Annotated in this window: 11 protein-coding genes; 5 read left to right on the top strand and 6 right to left on the bottom strand. The window is 60.8% G+C overall.

What is annotated here, in order from left to right:
• From JWR14_RS33685 to JWR14_RS33670, 4 genes are all read right to left on the bottom strand, one after another.
• The coding region (locus JWR14_RS33685; protein WP_299718110.1) for an efflux RND transporter permease subunit at positions 1-2,866 on the bottom strand (2,866 nt) is incomplete at its 3' end.
• A gap of 33 nt (positions 2,867-2,899) precedes the next feature.
• A complete protein-coding gene (locus JWR14_RS33680; RefSeq protein ID WP_299718108.1) occupies positions 2,900-4,282 on the bottom strand; it encodes an MdtA/MuxA family multidrug efflux RND transporter periplasmic adaptor subunit in 1,383 nt (460 codons plus the stop codon).
• Between the two features lie 654 nt (positions 4,283-4,936).
• The gene (locus JWR14_RS33675) at positions 4,937-5,767 is read right to left on the bottom strand and encodes an IclR family transcriptional regulator (RefSeq protein ID WP_299718106.1); all 831 of its coding nucleotides are present in this window, start codon (positions 5,765-5,767) and stop codon (positions 4,937-4,939) included.
• A gap of 700 nt (positions 5,768-6,467) precedes the next feature.
• Entirely contained in the window at positions 6,468-6,776 is a 309-nt protein-coding gene (locus tag JWR14_RS33670) for a hypothetical protein (RefSeq protein ID WP_299718104.1), read from the bottom strand.
• A 304-nt stretch (positions 6,777-7,080) separates the two neighbouring features.
• Here JWR14_RS33670 and JWR14_RS33665 point away from each other — a divergent pair, with 304 nt between their 5' ends.
• Positions 7,081-7,566 (top strand): hypothetical protein, encoded by a 486-nt coding sequence (locus JWR14_RS33665; RefSeq protein ID WP_299718102.1) that lies wholly within the window; start codon positions 7,081-7,083, stop codon positions 7,564-7,566.
• 166 nt (positions 7,567-7,732) lie between these two features.
• A complete protein-coding gene (locus JWR14_RS33660; RefSeq protein ID WP_299718100.1) occupies positions 7,733-10,306 on the top strand; it encodes a mechanosensitive ion channel family protein in 2,574 nt (857 codons plus the stop codon).
• A 62-nt stretch (positions 10,307-10,368) separates the two neighbouring features.
• Here JWR14_RS33660 and JWR14_RS33655 read toward each other — a convergent pair whose 3' ends face one another.
• Positions 10,369-10,911 (bottom strand): cysteine dioxygenase family protein, encoded by a 543-nt coding sequence (locus JWR14_RS33655; protein ID WP_299718098.1) that lies wholly within the window; start codon positions 10,909-10,911, stop codon positions 10,369-10,371.
• Positions 10,912-11,071: 160 nt separating this feature from the next.
• Between JWR14_RS33655 and JWR14_RS33650 the strand changes: the two genes are divergently transcribed.
• Together JWR14_RS33650 and JWR14_RS33645 are read left to right on the top strand one after the other, a co-directional pair.
• Positions 11,072-11,548 (top strand): Lrp/AsnC family transcriptional regulator, encoded by a 477-nt coding sequence (locus tag JWR14_RS33650; RefSeq protein WP_299718096.1) that lies wholly within the window; start codon positions 11,072-11,074, stop codon positions 11,546-11,548.
• A 121-nt stretch (positions 11,549-11,669) separates the two neighbouring features.
• Positions 11,670-11,876 (top strand): hypothetical protein, encoded by a 207-nt coding sequence (locus tag JWR14_RS33645; RefSeq protein WP_299718094.1) that lies wholly within the window; start codon positions 11,670-11,672, stop codon positions 11,874-11,876.
• A gap of 70 nt (positions 11,877-11,946) precedes the next feature.
• Here the strand turns inward: JWR14_RS33645 and JWR14_RS33640 are convergent, their stop codons facing one another.
• A complete protein-coding gene (locus JWR14_RS33640) occupies positions 11,947-14,697 on the bottom strand; it encodes an FUSC family membrane protein (RefSeq protein WP_299718092.1) in 2,751 nt (916 codons plus the stop codon).
• Between the two features lie 264 nt (positions 14,698-14,961).
• Between JWR14_RS33640 and JWR14_RS33635 the strand changes: the two genes are divergently transcribed.
• The coding region (locus JWR14_RS33635; protein ID WP_299718090.1) for an exodeoxyribonuclease V subunit gamma at positions 14,962-16,139 on the top strand (1,178 nt) is incomplete at its 3' end.

Genomic DNA, 16,139 nt, shown 5'->3' with positions numbered 1-16,139 from the left:
GCAAACACGCCTGGTAGATCGCATCACGTGGACTCTTGCCTTGCTCGCGTTCGGCTTCGAGCGCGAAGTCGATCATCATGATGGCGTTCTTTTTCACGATACCAATCAGCAACACGATGCCGATAATCCCGATGATGTCGAGATCGTGCCCGGTGATCATCAGCGAAAGCAGCGCGCCGACGCCCGCTGAGGGCAGCGTGGACAGAATCGTGATCGGATGGATAAAGCTCTCATACAGCACGCCGAGCACGATATACATGGTGACGATCGCGGCCAGGATCAGGAACAGTTCGTTCGACAGAGACGCCTGGAAAGCCAGCGCCGCGCCCTGGAAACGGATCTGGAACGAGGCAGGCAAGCCGATGTCCTTCTGCGCCTGATCGATCGCTTTCACGGCCGCGCCCAACGACGCGCCCGGCGCGAGGTTGAACGAGACGGTGGTCGCGGGGAACTGTCCGAGGTGCGTCACGAGCAGCGGCGCCGCACGTTCATGGAAGGTCGCGATGGCCGACAGCGGCACCTGTCCCGAGCTTGCCGTGGACGACGGCAGGTAGATGCCGTTCAGCGTCTCGCTGTAGTGCGCCTCGGTCGGCTGTGATTCCAGGATTACGCGATACTGATTCGACTGCGTGAAGATGGTCGAGATGATGCGTTGGCCGAATGCGTCGTAGAGGGCGTTATCGACGGTGGCGGGCGTAATGCCGAAGCGCGCAGCCGTCGACCGGTCGATTTCCACATACACCGACTGACCGTTCTGCTGCAGGTCGGTCGCGACATCCGCCAGTTCCGGCGATTGCTGCAGCCGCGCCGTCAGTTTAGGCACCCATTCAGCGAACTCCGCCGAATTCGGGTCGGTCAGCATGAACTGGTATTGGGTCGGGCTGACGGTGGAATCGATGGTCAGATCCTGCACCGGCTGCATGTAGAGCCGGATGCCGGGAATGTTCGCCACGTCTTTCTGCAGGGCACGGATCACGTCGCTCGACGTATTGCTGCGGTCGTCGCGCGGTTTCAGGTTGATCAGCATCCGGCCGCTGTTCAACGTGATATTGGTCCCGTCCACGCCAATGAACGAGGTCAGGCTTTCAACGTCCGGGTTCTTCAGGACTTGCGCAGCGAGCGCTTGCTGTTGTTCGGCCACTGCCCGATAAGATGCGGCCTGCGGCGCCTGGGTAATCGCCTGGATCACGCCGGTATCCTGAATCGGAAAGAAACCCTTCGGAATCCAGATATAGAGCAGGGCGGTCAGGACGAGCGTAAGCAGCGCGACCACCAGGGTCGATCGTTGCCGGTCGAGCACCCAGGTCAGTGCCACGCCATATCGCCCGATCACATAGTCGATGAACTGATGCGCACGCGCTTCGAAGCGATGACTCTCCTTCGGCGGCGTATGGCGCAACAGCTTGGCGCACAACATGGGCACGAGCGTGAGCGAGACGATCGCGGAAATCACGATGGTCACGGCCAGCGTGATCGCGAATTCATGGAACAGACGCCCGACTACGTCGCCCATGAACAGCAGCGGAATCAGCACTGCGATCAGCGAGACGGTCAGCGAAATAATGGTGAAGCCGATCTGCTTCGAGCCCTTGAGCGCCGCTTCGAGCGCCGGTTCGCCTTCTTCCACGTAACGCGCGATATTCTCGATCATCACGATGGCGTCATCGACGACAAAACCTGTCGCAATGGTCAACGCCATCAGCGAGAGGTTGTCGAGCGAAAAGCCGCACAGATACATCACAGCCAGCGTGCCGATCAGCGAGACCGGTACGGACAAGCTCGGAATCAGCGTGGCCCAGACGTTCGCGAGGAACAGGTAGATCACCAGCACGACCAGCACCACGGAAAGCGCCAGTTCAAATTGCACGTCGCGCACCGAGGCGCGAATGGTCGTGGTCCGGTCGGTGACGATGCGCACGTCGAGCGCCGCCGGCAGCGCCGCTTGCAACTGCGGCAGGATCTTCTTGATGCCGTCGACCACTGCAATCACGTTCGCGCCCGGCTGGCGCTGAACGTTCAGGATGATGGCCGGCGTGTTGTCCACCCACGCGCCAAGCTTGGTGTTTTCCGGACCCGAAACGACCGTTGCCACGTCCGTCAGCATTACCGGGCGGCCGTTCTTATAAGCGATAACCGCGCTCTGGTAGGCGCTGGCATCGGTAAGCTGGTCGTTCGCGTTGATCGTGTAGGCCCGCGAGGGGCCGTCGAAATTGCCCTTCGGCGTGTTGACGTTCAGGTTCGAAATGGTGGTGCGCAAGTCGTCGATGTTCAGGCCATACGACGCCAGCGCACGGGTGTTCGCCTGGATCCTGACAGCCGGCCGATTACCGCCGCTGACTGACACCAGTCCCACGCCCCCGACTTGCGAGATCTTCTGCGCTAGACGGGTATCGGCGAGATCCTGGACTTGCGTGAGCGGCAAGGTCTTCGAACTGATCGCGAGCGTGATGATAGGCGCGTCGGCGGGGTTCACCTTCGCGTAGATTGGCGGGGCGGGCAGGTCCGACGGCAGCAGGTTGCCCGCTGCGTTGATGGCCGCCTGGACTTCCTGCTCGGCGATGTCGAGCGGCAAGTCAAGGCTGAATTGCAGCGTGATGACCGACGCGCCGGCCGAGCTTTGTGACGACATCTGGTTCAGGCTTGCCATCTGCCCGAACTGCTTTTCAAGCGGCGCGGTGACCGACGTGGTCATCACGTCCGGCGACGCACCTGGATAGAACGTCTGCACCTGGATAGTCGGATAGTCGACGGCGGGCAACGCGGACAGCGGCAAGAAGCGCAGCGCGACGAGGCCGACCAGCATGATTGCCGCCATCAGCAGCGCCGTGCCTACCGGACGCAGAATAAAAGGACGTGATGGATTCATGCGGGTGCAGTGCGGTTATGGATCATGGGCGCTTCACTGCGACTGTTTGCGATGGTGGCCGCGATGCGCGCCCGAAGCAGCGGAAGCAGCGGAAGCAGCGGAAGCAGCGGAAGCAGCCGACGCCGCCGCGGCTCCCGAAGCGGCTTTGGGCTTGTCTGCCGGGATAGTGATCTTCGCGCCTTCCTTCAGGCGGTCGGAGCCGTCGATCACCACACGTTCGCCCACTTGCAGACCTGTCTTGATGCTGGTGCGTTCACCATCGACCGGACCGATCTTCACATTGCGTACGGTCACCGTATTGTCCGGCTTCACCACATAGACAAACGCTCCCGATGAACCGTTGAGCACAGCGGGCGTGGGCACGATGGTCGCGTCCTTGATGACATCGACCAGTAGTTTCGTGTTCACGAACTGGTTTGGAAACAGCATGCTTTCCTGATTATCGAAGGTCGCGCGCAGCTTGACCGTGCCCGTGGTGGTGTCGATCTGGTTGTCGATCGTTTCCAGATAACCGCTTTCGAGCGACTTGGTGTTCGCCCGGTCATAAGCGGTCACCGACATCTTCGTGCCCGCATGCAACGGTTTCAGGATGGCAGTGAGGTTGTCCTCGGAGGTCGTGAAAATGACGCTGATGGGCTGCAGTTGCGTAATGACCACCACACCATTCGTATCTCCGGTCGTCACGTAGTTGCCCGGATCGACCTGCCGCAGGCCGACACGGCCCGACACCGGCGCCGTGATACGCGCGTAGGTCAGGTCAAGTTTGTACGTATCCACATTCGCCTGGTCCGACTTGACCGTCCCCTCGTACTGCTGCACGAGCGACGCCTGTGTGTCCACTTGCTGGCTCGCGATCGAGTCTTGCGAGAGCAGCATCTGGTAGCGCTTCAGGTCGAGGCGGGCGGTCTGCAGCAGCGCCTGATCTTTCGCGAGCGTGCCTTGTGCGTTGCGCAACGAGATCTCGTAGGGGCGAGGGTCGATCTGAGCCAGCACGTCGCCCTTCTTGACCATCTGGCCTTCCTGGAACGCGACGTTCTGCAGCGTGCCGTTGAGCTGCGTCTTGACCGTCACCGACGCCAGCGGCGTCACCGTCCCGAGCGAGTTGATCACCACCGGCATTTCGCCTTGGCTGACCGTTGCGACATGCACGGGTTGCGGCGGAGCCGCCATACCCGGACCGCCGCCACCGCGCCGGCTGCCACCTCCCTGCCGCGCTTGCTGCGCATTATCAGCGCCACCACGGTTCCACGGATGCCACACGAACAGGCCCGCCACGATCAGGATGGCGACGACGATCCATACAAGCCGGCGCCGACGAGGCCGGATCGCGGACGGAATGGGAGTCGAGGCTTGGGAGGTAGGCGAACGGGTTTCAGAGTAAGGCGGTGGTGCTGGGTGTTTTTTTTGTTCGTCCATCGTTTCAGTGGCTCGGTGAGTCGGTGGGCTCGGAAACTGTCTTGAGGTGCAGGCGGAATGGCTTGCCGGCGTTCGCGCGGATGGCTCTGAAGCGTGCTGGAAACGCCGTCGATCTTCGTCACGCACCATCGACACGCACTTTACGCGACGCAGTGGTCAGTCACGCGGCGAGCACGCCATTGGCGCCCTATGTGCTCCGAAATGTTCACTTGATGTTCACTTGAGTGAAAGAATCGAAAGCTAACCCGGGCGCGCGAAGCATGATGCTACGTCCCGTGCTTCGTTGCAGTCCAGCTATCTTTCTTTCGATTGATTACGAACGTTACGATTCCCGACGGGACAGAAGGCAATTCGAAACCAACGCCCCGGAGGGAAGCGAATGCCGACCGACATCGTATCGTTTTGTGTGTTCGTGGGTCAGGCGAAGCCGTCGAAAGGCGTGCTCGATGAGCTTTGCGCCGCTACAGACGTAGTACAGGAGGCGTCACCCGCGGGGGAGCACGCACGAGGAAGCGCCAACGACACACGGCGAAACGCCCCTGTGTGCCGATGCGGGCACACAGGGCCACATCCGGTGTTTTACCGTCGATCAGGCATGGCGCGCGCTAATAGGCACGTTAATGGGTACCTTATTCAGGCACCTTATTCAGCGTGTTATTCGCTCAGGCGCGCGGAGGGTGTTCCGCCGATCTCGTGCGTGATCTTCGCGACGCATTCCAGCAACGCGGGTGCGACCTCATTCAACAATACGTCCCGTGGCGCCTGATATTCAGCGCCGCCGCAATTCACTGCGTAGCGTTGCCCCGACGGGCCTACAAAGCCCGCCGCTACGGCATTGAGCCCGTGGTGCCACTCGCCGGTCGAAATGGCAAAGCCGCGGCGCATCGCGTCTTCCAGGCCAGACTTCAAGCCGCTGTCGATGCTTGGCCAGTCATCGCCCGAAGCGATCCGCAGGCTGTCGAGCAGGCCGGCCCTGTCGGGCTCGCCGAGCGCCGCCAGATAGGCGCGGCCGACCGCCGTGCGCCCCAGGTCCATCCGTGAGCCGACTTCGAGCCGTGATACGAGTACAGCCGAGCGCGGCCGGATGGTATCGATGACGACCATGTCCAGCCTGTCGCGTACGGCCAGATGGACGCTTAGTGTGGTCCGGTCCGCCAGTTCGATTAGAAACGGCCGCGCCCGCGCGCGGATGTCGAAGTTGCGCAGGAAACCGTTGCTCAACTCCAGGACTGAAGCCGTCAATACGAAACGCTCACTGTCGGGTAATTGAAACAGCAAATTGGCGCTGACCAAAGTCGCTGTCAACCGCGAGACGGTCGGTTTTGGAATGCCCGTCCATTCGGCTAACTCGCGATTGCTAACGGGTGCGTCGGCGGCAGCGATACGACGGAGTACGTCGAGGCCTCGCGATAACGCGACGACTTCTTCTCCATCACGCCCTTTTTCCTTTTCCCGGCTCATAGGCCGGCTCTCAGTTGTTTGCATTATTTTTCGGAACTCGGTTTCGTTGGAAAGGCCGGGACGCCATTCGTCGAAGCTGACTGAGCACGCGCGCCACCGCTCACCGGAATCGTATTATCCAGCAACGAAAACGTGCATCTGCCGGACCCGTTTTTGTCATCAAACCCACGTGCCTTGTCGCCAGATAGTCGCTCAATCCTCGAAATTTCGCTTGACTAGGTTTCGCATAACGTAAAAAATGGAACCCGATTTCGAAAGCACTCTGGAAGCGCTAGTTACGCGCATCGAATTGCGATCGATAACCAGCTCTCAGGTTCTAGCACGGCCCTCGGAATGGCTAGAACTTTTAAGGCGCTACGGCAACGTAGCGCCTTTTTTTTGCCTAAAGCGCTCGCGAGCCTGTTTCGGACAACGCCGTCTCAATAGCGTCTCAGCGTACGTGGGCGCAAACGTTGTTGCCCGGCGCCGACCGTGCCGCGGTGCAGGCAATGATGAACGCTGGAAATGGTGCGCGGGTGACTCAAGGCCTTACGTTACCTTATCTCAGGTTTCCCAATTCGTTCCCCGCGTATGTTTAGTATTTTCGGGTGAACTAAAAGATTATGATGCTTTCGCCAATATGCAGATGCCCTTCCGTAACGAAAGGGCATCGTGAGAAGCGCTGGTATGCGCAGGCTGGCGCAGGGCCGTTATCCCGGTGAAGGGCTCCGGCCCATCAATACTGCTAGCGGTGCGCGGCAAACATCTTGCCGGGTTTCAGCAAGTGCCGGCCGCGCAGCGCCCAGTAGATACCTGCCATAGCCAAGACTGCCGCGCTGCCGAACACGAGCACAGGAGAAACCTGCTGCGGTGCAGGATTGCTGGTAGCCACAATCATGGCGGCGACCAGAGCCACGCCTGCCTGCACAAAGGCACGCATCGCCCGGTTGCGATGGTCGGAAAAACGCACGGAACGCGACATGGGCGTGCGCGTGAATGGCTCGAAAAGGATCAGGCCGGCAACAAGGGCAACTAGCAGGTTCATCAGGATCATGACAACACTTCAATATTGAATTCAGGGATGGCCGCACTATAAGAAGCGGCGTCGATGAAATGAATCAGAAGCGTCTTAAAGCGGGTTGAATTTCACTTGTTCGGAGACGCTGCGGATAGTGTTATTGCGATTTGTCCGGAATACGCCCGAAACCAGGCCGAACGGCCAGCATCGCGTGGGTTGGAGGAAGACGGTTGGCGTGCACGGTTATCATGGCGTTCGAGATAGCCGTTGAAGCAGCCGTTGAAGCGGTGAATGTAACAACCGGGAGGCTGCAATTTGGTCGCCCAACAGGACAATGACGATGCAAAAGAAATGGATGAATCGGCTGGCCGGCGCCGCGGTTGCGCTCGGACTTCTTGCCGCGTGTGAGAAGCATGACGCCGCGGCAGGGCAGGCCGCTGGTGCGCTGAACAATGTAGCCAGCCAGGCTGGCCAGAAATTCGATCAGGCGACGAACTATGTCAACCAGCAGGTTGACTCGGTCAAGCAGTCCGCGCAGCAGAACCTGCAGGGGGCCGGCACTTTGCCTGATATGTCGGCGAGCGGTGTGGCTGCTGCTGCCCGCGCCAATCTGGAAGGCGCGGCAAGCGCAACAAACGCGGCTATCGTCAATGCTGCAAGTGATACCGGCGCGGGTCTGCAGTCAGCCGGGCACAAATTGCAGGACTGGTCGGCAAGCTCTGCCGGTCAAAGCGGCGCATCGGGAACAAGCTCGGGCAGCTCGTCGAGCGGTTCATCCGCTACGACAGCGGACCCTGGAAACGCCCGTACGGATATGGACAAATAGGTGGCGACTCGCTGGAGTCCCGGAACCTGCTGCGCCTCTCAGCGCGGTAAACACGGCGTTTGCGGGCTAACATCTCGTTACCGGCGTGACGGTTTTGTCTAAAGATTATTTCGGCGCAGCGGCTAAACTGGCGGTCTTTTACCTTTTTTGTCTATTGCGCACCGCCATGAAACCAAGCCGCATCCGGGCGCTCGCTGGCGCGCTGGTATTCGCCGCGTTGGTCAGCTCGGCGCTCACTGTTTTCGCCCTGAACGCTAACGCCGCGCCTCCTGCGCTCACGTTGCCGTCGTTTCAGGAACTCATCAACAAACCGGTGGCATCCGACCCCGGCTCGGCGTCCGCGGCGGCTTCCGGCACGGCAGATGCCACGGCGGGCCCGGCCAGCGACGCGAATTTGACACGCTCGCTCGACACGGTCATCTCAACTCTGGACAACGACCGTGAACGCACGGCGCTGGTCGCACAGTTGAAAAAACTTCGCGACGCCAAGCACGACGCCGAAGCCGCCACGCAACCGGCTGGCTCATCCGCTGCGCCCGACGGCTCCGGCGCGGCAGTGCTGCCGGAGGTGGCTGCGGCCTCGTCGGCGAGCTCAACGACGGCGACGTCGGCCGCGTCCTCGGTCGTCGCCGCTATCACGCCTAAAACGGGGCTACTCGGGGCGATCGCGTCGGGCCTGTCGAGCGTGGAGGCCGACTTCAGCCGTGGCCGTACGCCGTTTAACTATTGGGGCGGTCGCTTCAACGCTGCGGGCAATGAGCTTTTCACCATCGTCTCGGGCCAGAGCCGCGAGAGTTTTGGCCACACGCTGTTCAACTATTGCCTGATGTTGGCTGGCTGGGGTGTTTGCGCTTTTCTGCTGGTCTATCTACAGCGGTACTTGCATAAGCGTTACAACGTTCATTTCGGCCTGCGAGCCAACCCGACCACCAGCGAGCTTCTGATCTTCGCGCTGCGGCGGGTCGGGCCGTACCTGTTCGCGTTTGTCGCGGCGCTGACTTTTGTGCGACTGATGCCCGTGTCGCTCGGCCGCACGCTCGCGATGGTGACCGCGTACGCGATTGTCGCGGGCGCCGTGTTTTCATCGATCTGCCTGATCATGTTCTCGCTGTTCGGCTCGGCGCATCGCCGGGTGGCGGTGCATCTGCTGATTCTGCATGCGCGTCGCCTGATATTTCTCATCGGCACGCTCGGTGCACTCGGCGACGCCGCGTCGAACTACGACGTGGCGCAACAACTCGGCACGAATTTGGCGGGGCTCCTCTCAACGGTCGCGAACATGGGCGCGGCGATCCTGACCGGCTATTTCACGCTAGCGTTCAGGCGGCCGGTGTCCCATCTGATCCGCAGCCGTTCGTATGAGCAGCGCAGCCAGCACAAGGCTGCGACCGAAACGTTCGAGGTGGTCGGCTCGCTCTGGCAGGTGCCAATGCTGCTGCTTGCATCCGCTTCGGTGATCGCGACGCTTGCGGGTATCGGCACTTCCGAGAACGTCCTGCAAATGGCGATCGCAACGGCTGGCCTGCTGGTGGTCGGACTGTTTCTCAGCGCTGTTGTGCTGCGGGTCACGCGACTGCCGCAACGCAAGACGCGCCGGCAATCGGCGTATGTGCGGCGGCTTTTCAAATTCTTTGGCCGCATGGTCGTGCTGGCGATCTGGCTGGCTTTTCTCGAACTCGCTTCGCGTTTCTGGGGTTTTTCGCTCACCAAACTGGCCGAGGAAAGCGTGGCTGCACGCGGCATCACGCATGCGGTGAGCGCAATCCTGCTGACTATTCTTATCGCCTGGCTGGTGTGGATCCTGATCGATACCGGGATTCAAGAGGCGCTCAATCCGAATACGCCGCGCGGCAAAGGGCGCGGTCCGAGCATGCGCGCGCGCACCATGCTGCCGCTGATCCGCAACGTCGTGTTCGTGGGACTGCTGAGCGTTGCCGCGATCATTACCGCGGCTAATCTTGGGCTGAACGTGACACCGTTGCTTGCTGGCGCCGGTGTGATCGGGCTGGCGGTGGGTTTTGGAGCGCAGTCGCTGGTGGCCGATCTGATAACAGGACTTTTCATCATCATCGAGGACACCATTTCTGTCGGTGATTCGATTGAAGTCGATGGCGGTCACGCGGGCGTGGTGGAAACGCTGACCATCCGTACCGTGAGACTGCGCGATGGGCAGGGCGCGATTCACGCCATTCCGTTTTCGCAGATCAAGGTCGTGAAGAACCTGTCACGCGATTTTGCTTATGCGGTGTTCGAAGTACGGGTGCCGTTTTCCGCCGATGTCGACCAGATCACGCAGATGATTCGTGAAGTCGGTGCGGAGTTGATGGCCGATTTTCGATACCGGCGCGAAATGCTTGGGCCTATCGAAGTGTGGGGGCTGGATCGTTTCGACCCCAACTGGATGGTCGTGAAAGGACAGATCAAGACCCTGCCGCTGAAGCAGTGGAGTGTCGCACGGGCGTTTAACGTCAGGGTCAAGCGCAAGATGGACGAAATCGGCATGGACGTTCCGGTGCCGCAGATGCAACTTCGGATGTCGCGCGAATCCGGTGGCATGGACACGGATTTGAACGATCTGGAAGAGTTGGCAGAAACGGCTCCGTTGTCGCTGGTGGAGCGCAGCGCGGCAGCCATGGCCCGCGATGTTTCACACAAGTCACAGCCCGCACCGCCGCCCACGGATCAATCCGCGCAAGTGCCGCCGCAGATTCCTACGGCATCCGAGCCGGGGAAAGCGTAGCCGAGGGTAGGACGGTTTTTTGCGGCGGTTTCCGTCCCGGTGTGAGCCGATGCCGATGCATCTTAAGCGGCAACCGCGACGAGATCATTGACGTGCGTCGAAATGTGCGCGCCGGGCACGCCATACACATGGAGCGAGAGCGCGGTGCGGCCCGTCGCTGTTGCGTTGCCCAACTGGTGAATTGCGCCCCGCCCCGCGCCGACAAACGATACCGCGCCGTGCGCGCGGTCGTGGCGGCGCGTCTGGACCGCCCGATTCGTGTTGGCATCCCATGCGAAGAGCGTTTCGGACAGCGTTCCTTCGATCACCGTATAAGCGCACCAGGTGTGATGGCCATGAACCGGGCTCGCCTGACCGGGTTGCCAGACGAGCGCGGCGACGGCGTAGCGACCGAGCGGATCGGCAACCAGCAAATGGCGCCGATAACAGTCCAGCCCGCCTTCGCGCTGGGCATCGGTCAAGAGATCGGCTTGCCCGGACACTTCATTGAGAGCCGACCGTACGCCAAGCGCGAATTCGGCCGACGACGGATCGAGACAACAGGCTTGATCGAGGGCATGGGAGAGCCGCGCGAGCGGCGATTTTGTAATAAGGGCAGAGGTCATGGCGAGGCTCGTCAGGCAGGTGAGATCAGGCAGAAAGAGGCAGAAAGGAGCGGAAAGCTGAGCTTCTTTTATACCGGTTTGCAGGTGGAAAAAGTTTCCATATAATTTCTCCAAGACGTGGAAAAGTAGAATAATTTCCTATAAGAGGCGGGCTGTGGGCATGGACCTTATCGATCGCAAGTTGCTGGAGCTGTTGCAGGAAGACGTGACAATGCCGATTGCCGAGCTGGCGACGCGCGTCAATCTCTCGCAGACTCCATGCTGGAAACGCGTGCAACGGTTGAAGGAAACCGGCGTGATCCGCGCTCAGGTCGCGCTGTGCGACCCGCGCAAGCTGGGGGTCGGGACAACGGTATTTGTCGCGGTGAAGACCAATCAGCACACGCAGACCTGGGCGGAGGATTTCACGCGCGCGGTGCGCGATATTCCCGAAGTCGTCGAGGTGTATCGGATGAGCGGGGAAACGGACTATCTGATGCGCGTGGTGGTGTCGGATATCGACGATTACGATCGTGTCTACAAATCGCTGATTCGCGCTGTCCCGCTTTACGACGTCAGTTCGAGTTTCGCGATGGAACAGATTAAATATTCCACCGCGCTGCCGGTACGGTCGCCGCTCGGGGTCACGGGGAATTGATATTTGCGGTCGAGGTGGAACGCGTTCTGCGGGTAGGAAGTGAAGGCTGCCGCAACCCTTCTGAAATCCATGTCGGGTAAGATCGTGCGCTTCGTCCAATCCCACTCAGAGCTTCAATTTCATGACCGATGACCGCCGCAAAAAGGCCCCGACGCGGAAGAACCCCACCTTCGCGATCAGCATTCTTATCGTGGTCGTGGTGCTGCTTGTGATTGGCACATTGTTCTTCAATGCGATCCGCGACAGGCGCGAGTACGAACGAGAAAATCCGCCGGAAGCAGCGAGCGCTGTTGTACCGGCTGCGCCTGCGGCGGGTGCTTCCCAGTAACGCTTCTCGAGCTCGCCGCTGATGCGTTGCATTGCGCGTCGCGAGGTGTGAAGCAACGGCCGCCACGCCGTCACTCCGGCAGGTTGATGAGGCTCGCGTCCTTTCGAATCAAGAGCGACGCCGTCAGCATTTGCTTGCACTGATGCGCAAGCAGCTTCAGATCCTGAACAACATCGACCGGAATATCTTCGGCGCGCTCAGCGCCAACGACCATTGAATCCAGTTCGCGCGTGAGCAGCTTCGACTGCTCGGCTTGATCTTCCGGAGCGGGCACGCCGTCCTGGGCCTGCGTTAGATTGTCGCGGATAACGGTCAGCGCGCGCTGCACGGGTTGCGCCGCGTGCCCCGCGGCAGATTTCCCGACCGATTGCAGCAACGGCCCCGCCGCGGTGATCTGCGACGCGAGCACGTGGCTGCGGATCAGCAGGTCGTTGAGCTCCGGCACGAACTTTTGCTGCGCTTTCGGTTCGAGCATCATGCGCTGGAACGCCTGGCCGAGATTCGCAAACGCTATATGCACGTTCTTGCGCGCGAGGCGGTAGCGGAAGTCGCTGTCGAGCGCTTCCGCTGCAATGGCTGCCGCGGCGGAAGCGCCTGAAATGGCGGTCGCGGCCGCGCTTTCGCCGGTTGCGGGTTTTTTCTTCGATGCCGTGGCCGGACGATTGCTGCTCGTATTGCTGCTTGTTTCGGCGACGGCCGGTTGATCCGAGGTCTTCGTTGTTACGCCCGCGAGCGTCTGGTCCGGACCGTCCACTGGCTTCGCGGGCGTCGGCGGCGGAGCTTCGCCGAATGTATCCGTGGCCGACGCGGCGACCGCTTGCCTATCGAAGTTGGTGGATCTCCCGTCGTTCGCGATCCCTGTTGCGTTGCTTTTGTTCAGTACCGCCGTCTCCGCCGAAGCGGTTGCCTGGTTGCTGACAACGGGTGAAGGACCGTCGCCGTCTTCACTTGCCAAGCTGAGGGAAATATTCCCCGCTGTCGCGAGCTCCGTTTCGCCGGCTTCCACCCGCGCAAGCGCGGCCGTTGCCGCTTGCGCTGTTCCGGCGTTGGCATCGGCAAAAAGATTGGCGTCCGCCTGGCCCTTCACTTCAGACTGAGCGGACGGCGTGCCGGTCCACCACCAGCTAGCCTCAAGATAATTTCGCATTGCGCCGATCATGTCGCGCACCTGTTTGCCCATCAGCCGGTATTCCCAGTACGGAAACAGGTGGCTGGCGGCAATGGCGATGGCGCATCCGACGGCGGTATCAATGGCGCGTTCGCCGATCAGACGCATGCCACCCGGCGCAAGCAGGTGCAGCATCAGCAAGACATAAGCCGATGTGAACACCACGCTCGCCGTGTAATTGAACAGCAGCAAGCTGTAGCTCATGACCATGCAGGCGAACATGGCGACCAGCAACACGTGCGGGTCCTTTACCACCAGGATCAGCCCGACGCACGCCGTGCAGCCGATAGCGGTGCCGATGATCCGCTGCACGTTACGCTGTTTGGTGAGCGAATATCCGGGCTTGAGAATGATGACGGTTGTCATCACGATCCAGTAAGCGTTGGTGAGCGGCAGCAGCCGCCCGAGCCAGAACCCGATGCCCACCGCAATGGTTACGCGCAGCGCGTGCCTGAAGCTCGGCGAGGCCATGGTCAGGTTCGAAAAAATCTGCATGAACGGGACGCGCCGGCTTGACACAAAACGCGACAAGGTTGGATCGACGCGAATCACCGTTTCCGTAATGCTCGGATCATGCCGCGTCTGGCGACGCATTTTGTCGATCAGCCGTGTCGCGCTCCAAAGCCTCCGGAAAGCAGCGGACACTGCCGAGTACGCTTCCGGGTTTTTCTGCGGAACGTCGTGCCGGCGCATCTGATCGAGTTCGTATTCGATCGCGCGCAACTCGGCCTTCACGTTGATCCGTGCCCGCGCCGGCCGGTTTTGCAGCACGGCCAGGCCAATGTCCTCGAGATCGAGCGCGGTCTTTCTCATCAGGTCGCGATAAAAGATCAGGATGTCCTGCCCGCCGAAGGTGTTGCGCACGAGCGGGTAATCGGTGTGTGCCCCCACGAACATCTCGTGCAGGTCGACCACATTGATGAAGAGGTTGAAGAGCATGACGCGGCGGGCATCGAGCTTGCCGCTTCTCAGTTTCGGCAGGTTGCGCAGCACGATGTCGCGCGCCGCATCCTGGCGCTCGACTGCCGCGATCTGATTTTCGATCAGCTTTCGGTAACACTCGTCGAGATTGGCGTCCAGATCGTAAAAAGCTGAGCGCGCGAGCAGATATTCGGCGCATCTGAACACGCTCTCAGCCAGCGCCTGGCGCTCGATGCGATAGACGAGCAAACGGCTGACAAAGGTCGCCCAGTAGGTGTACCAAAGGCCGCCCAGCAAGATCCATGAAGCGTTGATAAGCGCCTGCATGGGCGTGAAGTGCTCCTCCAGCGTCACGATCATCATGAACAGCGTGGCGAAGCTGATCTGCGGCCAGCGGTTGCCGTACACCACGACAAGCGACAGCACGAAGGTGAGCGGCACGACGGTCAGCCACAGCGTCACCGCATTCGCGCTCGCGATGCCGGTAGCAAGCGCCGACAAGAAGCCGATGACCGTACACGCCAGCATCTCGTTATGCTTGTACTTCAACGGCCCTGGCATGTCGACAACGCTCGCGCCCAGTGCACCGGTCGCAATGGTGAAGCCGAGTTCACGGTTGTGAAACACGGTCAACATCAGGATGGCAGGCAGCGACACGCCGAGCGCGATCCGCAAGCCACCGAAGAAGTACTGGCTATAAATGAATTTTCTGATTTCTAGCGAGTAACGCATCGACTTCCTAATTTGCTGCCCGAGTGTCTTCGGGGTGTCTCGGGTGTCTCAAGTCCCGCCATGGTCTCGGCATGCCGTAGTGGCGCACCCGGACCTGACTTAATGTGGCTTCGAGTCTAACCCAACTCGACGGCATCCAAGCCTAGGCCGTTCGGACGAATGCCGGTTAAGAACGGCCTTTGCTATCCTGTCGTTTCACTACGCGACACGTCCGTTACCTTGGCCGAACGAGCCGTTGCCTTCCACGCCCAACTAGCAGGATCCATGCTCGAACTTTTCTATTCGAATCGTCATGAAACGCTGTCGCAGGCGCTGCTCGACGACGTCGCAGCGTTCGCGCTGAATGGCGGCGATCCGTTCGCGCGCCAGACGATCATCGTGCCCAGCGCGGCGGTGCGCCGCCGGCTCGAGCTGGACATGGCCGCGCGCTTTGGCATCTGCGCAAACGTGGACCTGTGTTATCTCGCGCAGTGGTTGTGGGCCAGGATAGGGGGCGTTTTGCCCGTACCCGAGCATTCTCCTTTTGCGCCCGACCGGCTGGTGTGGCGCTGTTTCCGCTTGCTCGGCGCAATGACGGAGGCGGCACCTGAGAGTTCGTCGCGGCTGCGTGCCTATCTCGACGCCGCCGACGACTCCATGCGTTACGAACTCGCGCGCCGTATCGCAACGGTGTTCGATCACTATCTGACGTACCGGCCGGAATGGCTGCTGCAATGGCAGGCCGGCGGGTCGATCCTGGCGTCGGCTGGCGGGACAATCGACGCAAACGGTCCGCGCCTGCCGAACGCCACAGAAATCCAGCGCGAGGACGAACGCTGGCAGGCCTCGCTATGGCGCGCGCTGCTCGTCGACCTCGCACAGGACACCGACGCTCACGATCCCACGCCACCCGCCTACCGGTTCCTGACCGAGTCGCCGAAACTCGATCTCGACGCCGTGATGAAGGCCGAGTGGCCGGAGCGCGTGAGCGTGTTTGCGTTGCCGACCATGCCGCCGTTGCATATTGCGTTGCTGCGCGAGTTGTCGCGATGGATCGACGTGCGCATCTATGCCATCGATCCTTGCCGCGAGTTCTGGTTCGACATCGTGAGCGAGGCGCGGGTGGAGCAGCTTGAGCTAGCCGGGAAACGCGACTTTCAGGAGGTGGGCCATCCGCTGCTCGCCGAATGGGGCCGCCAGACGCAGGCGCAGCTGCATATGCTGCGCGAGCTGACGGAGAGCGCGGCGTCGCGGGAAGCCAGCCATTTCGAGGAGAATCCCGCGCCCACATGGCTTGCCCACGTGCAGAACGCGATTCTCAATCTGAGCGAGGTTGCAGAGCCTGACGAAGCGCTCGAACCCGGCATCGAAATTCATGTGTGCCATAGCTTGTCGCGGCAGCTTGAAGTGTTGCACGACCGTTTGCTTGGCTGGTTCGACGATATCGATGGGCTGCAGCCCTC

This window comes from Caballeronia sp., assembly GCF_028292365.1.
Classification (GTDB): Bacteria; Pseudomonadota; Gammaproteobacteria; order Burkholderiales; family Burkholderiaceae; genus Caballeronia.
The sequence above is the reverse complement of the archived record's forward strand: the minus strand, read 5'-3'. Positions and strand labels throughout refer to the sequence as shown.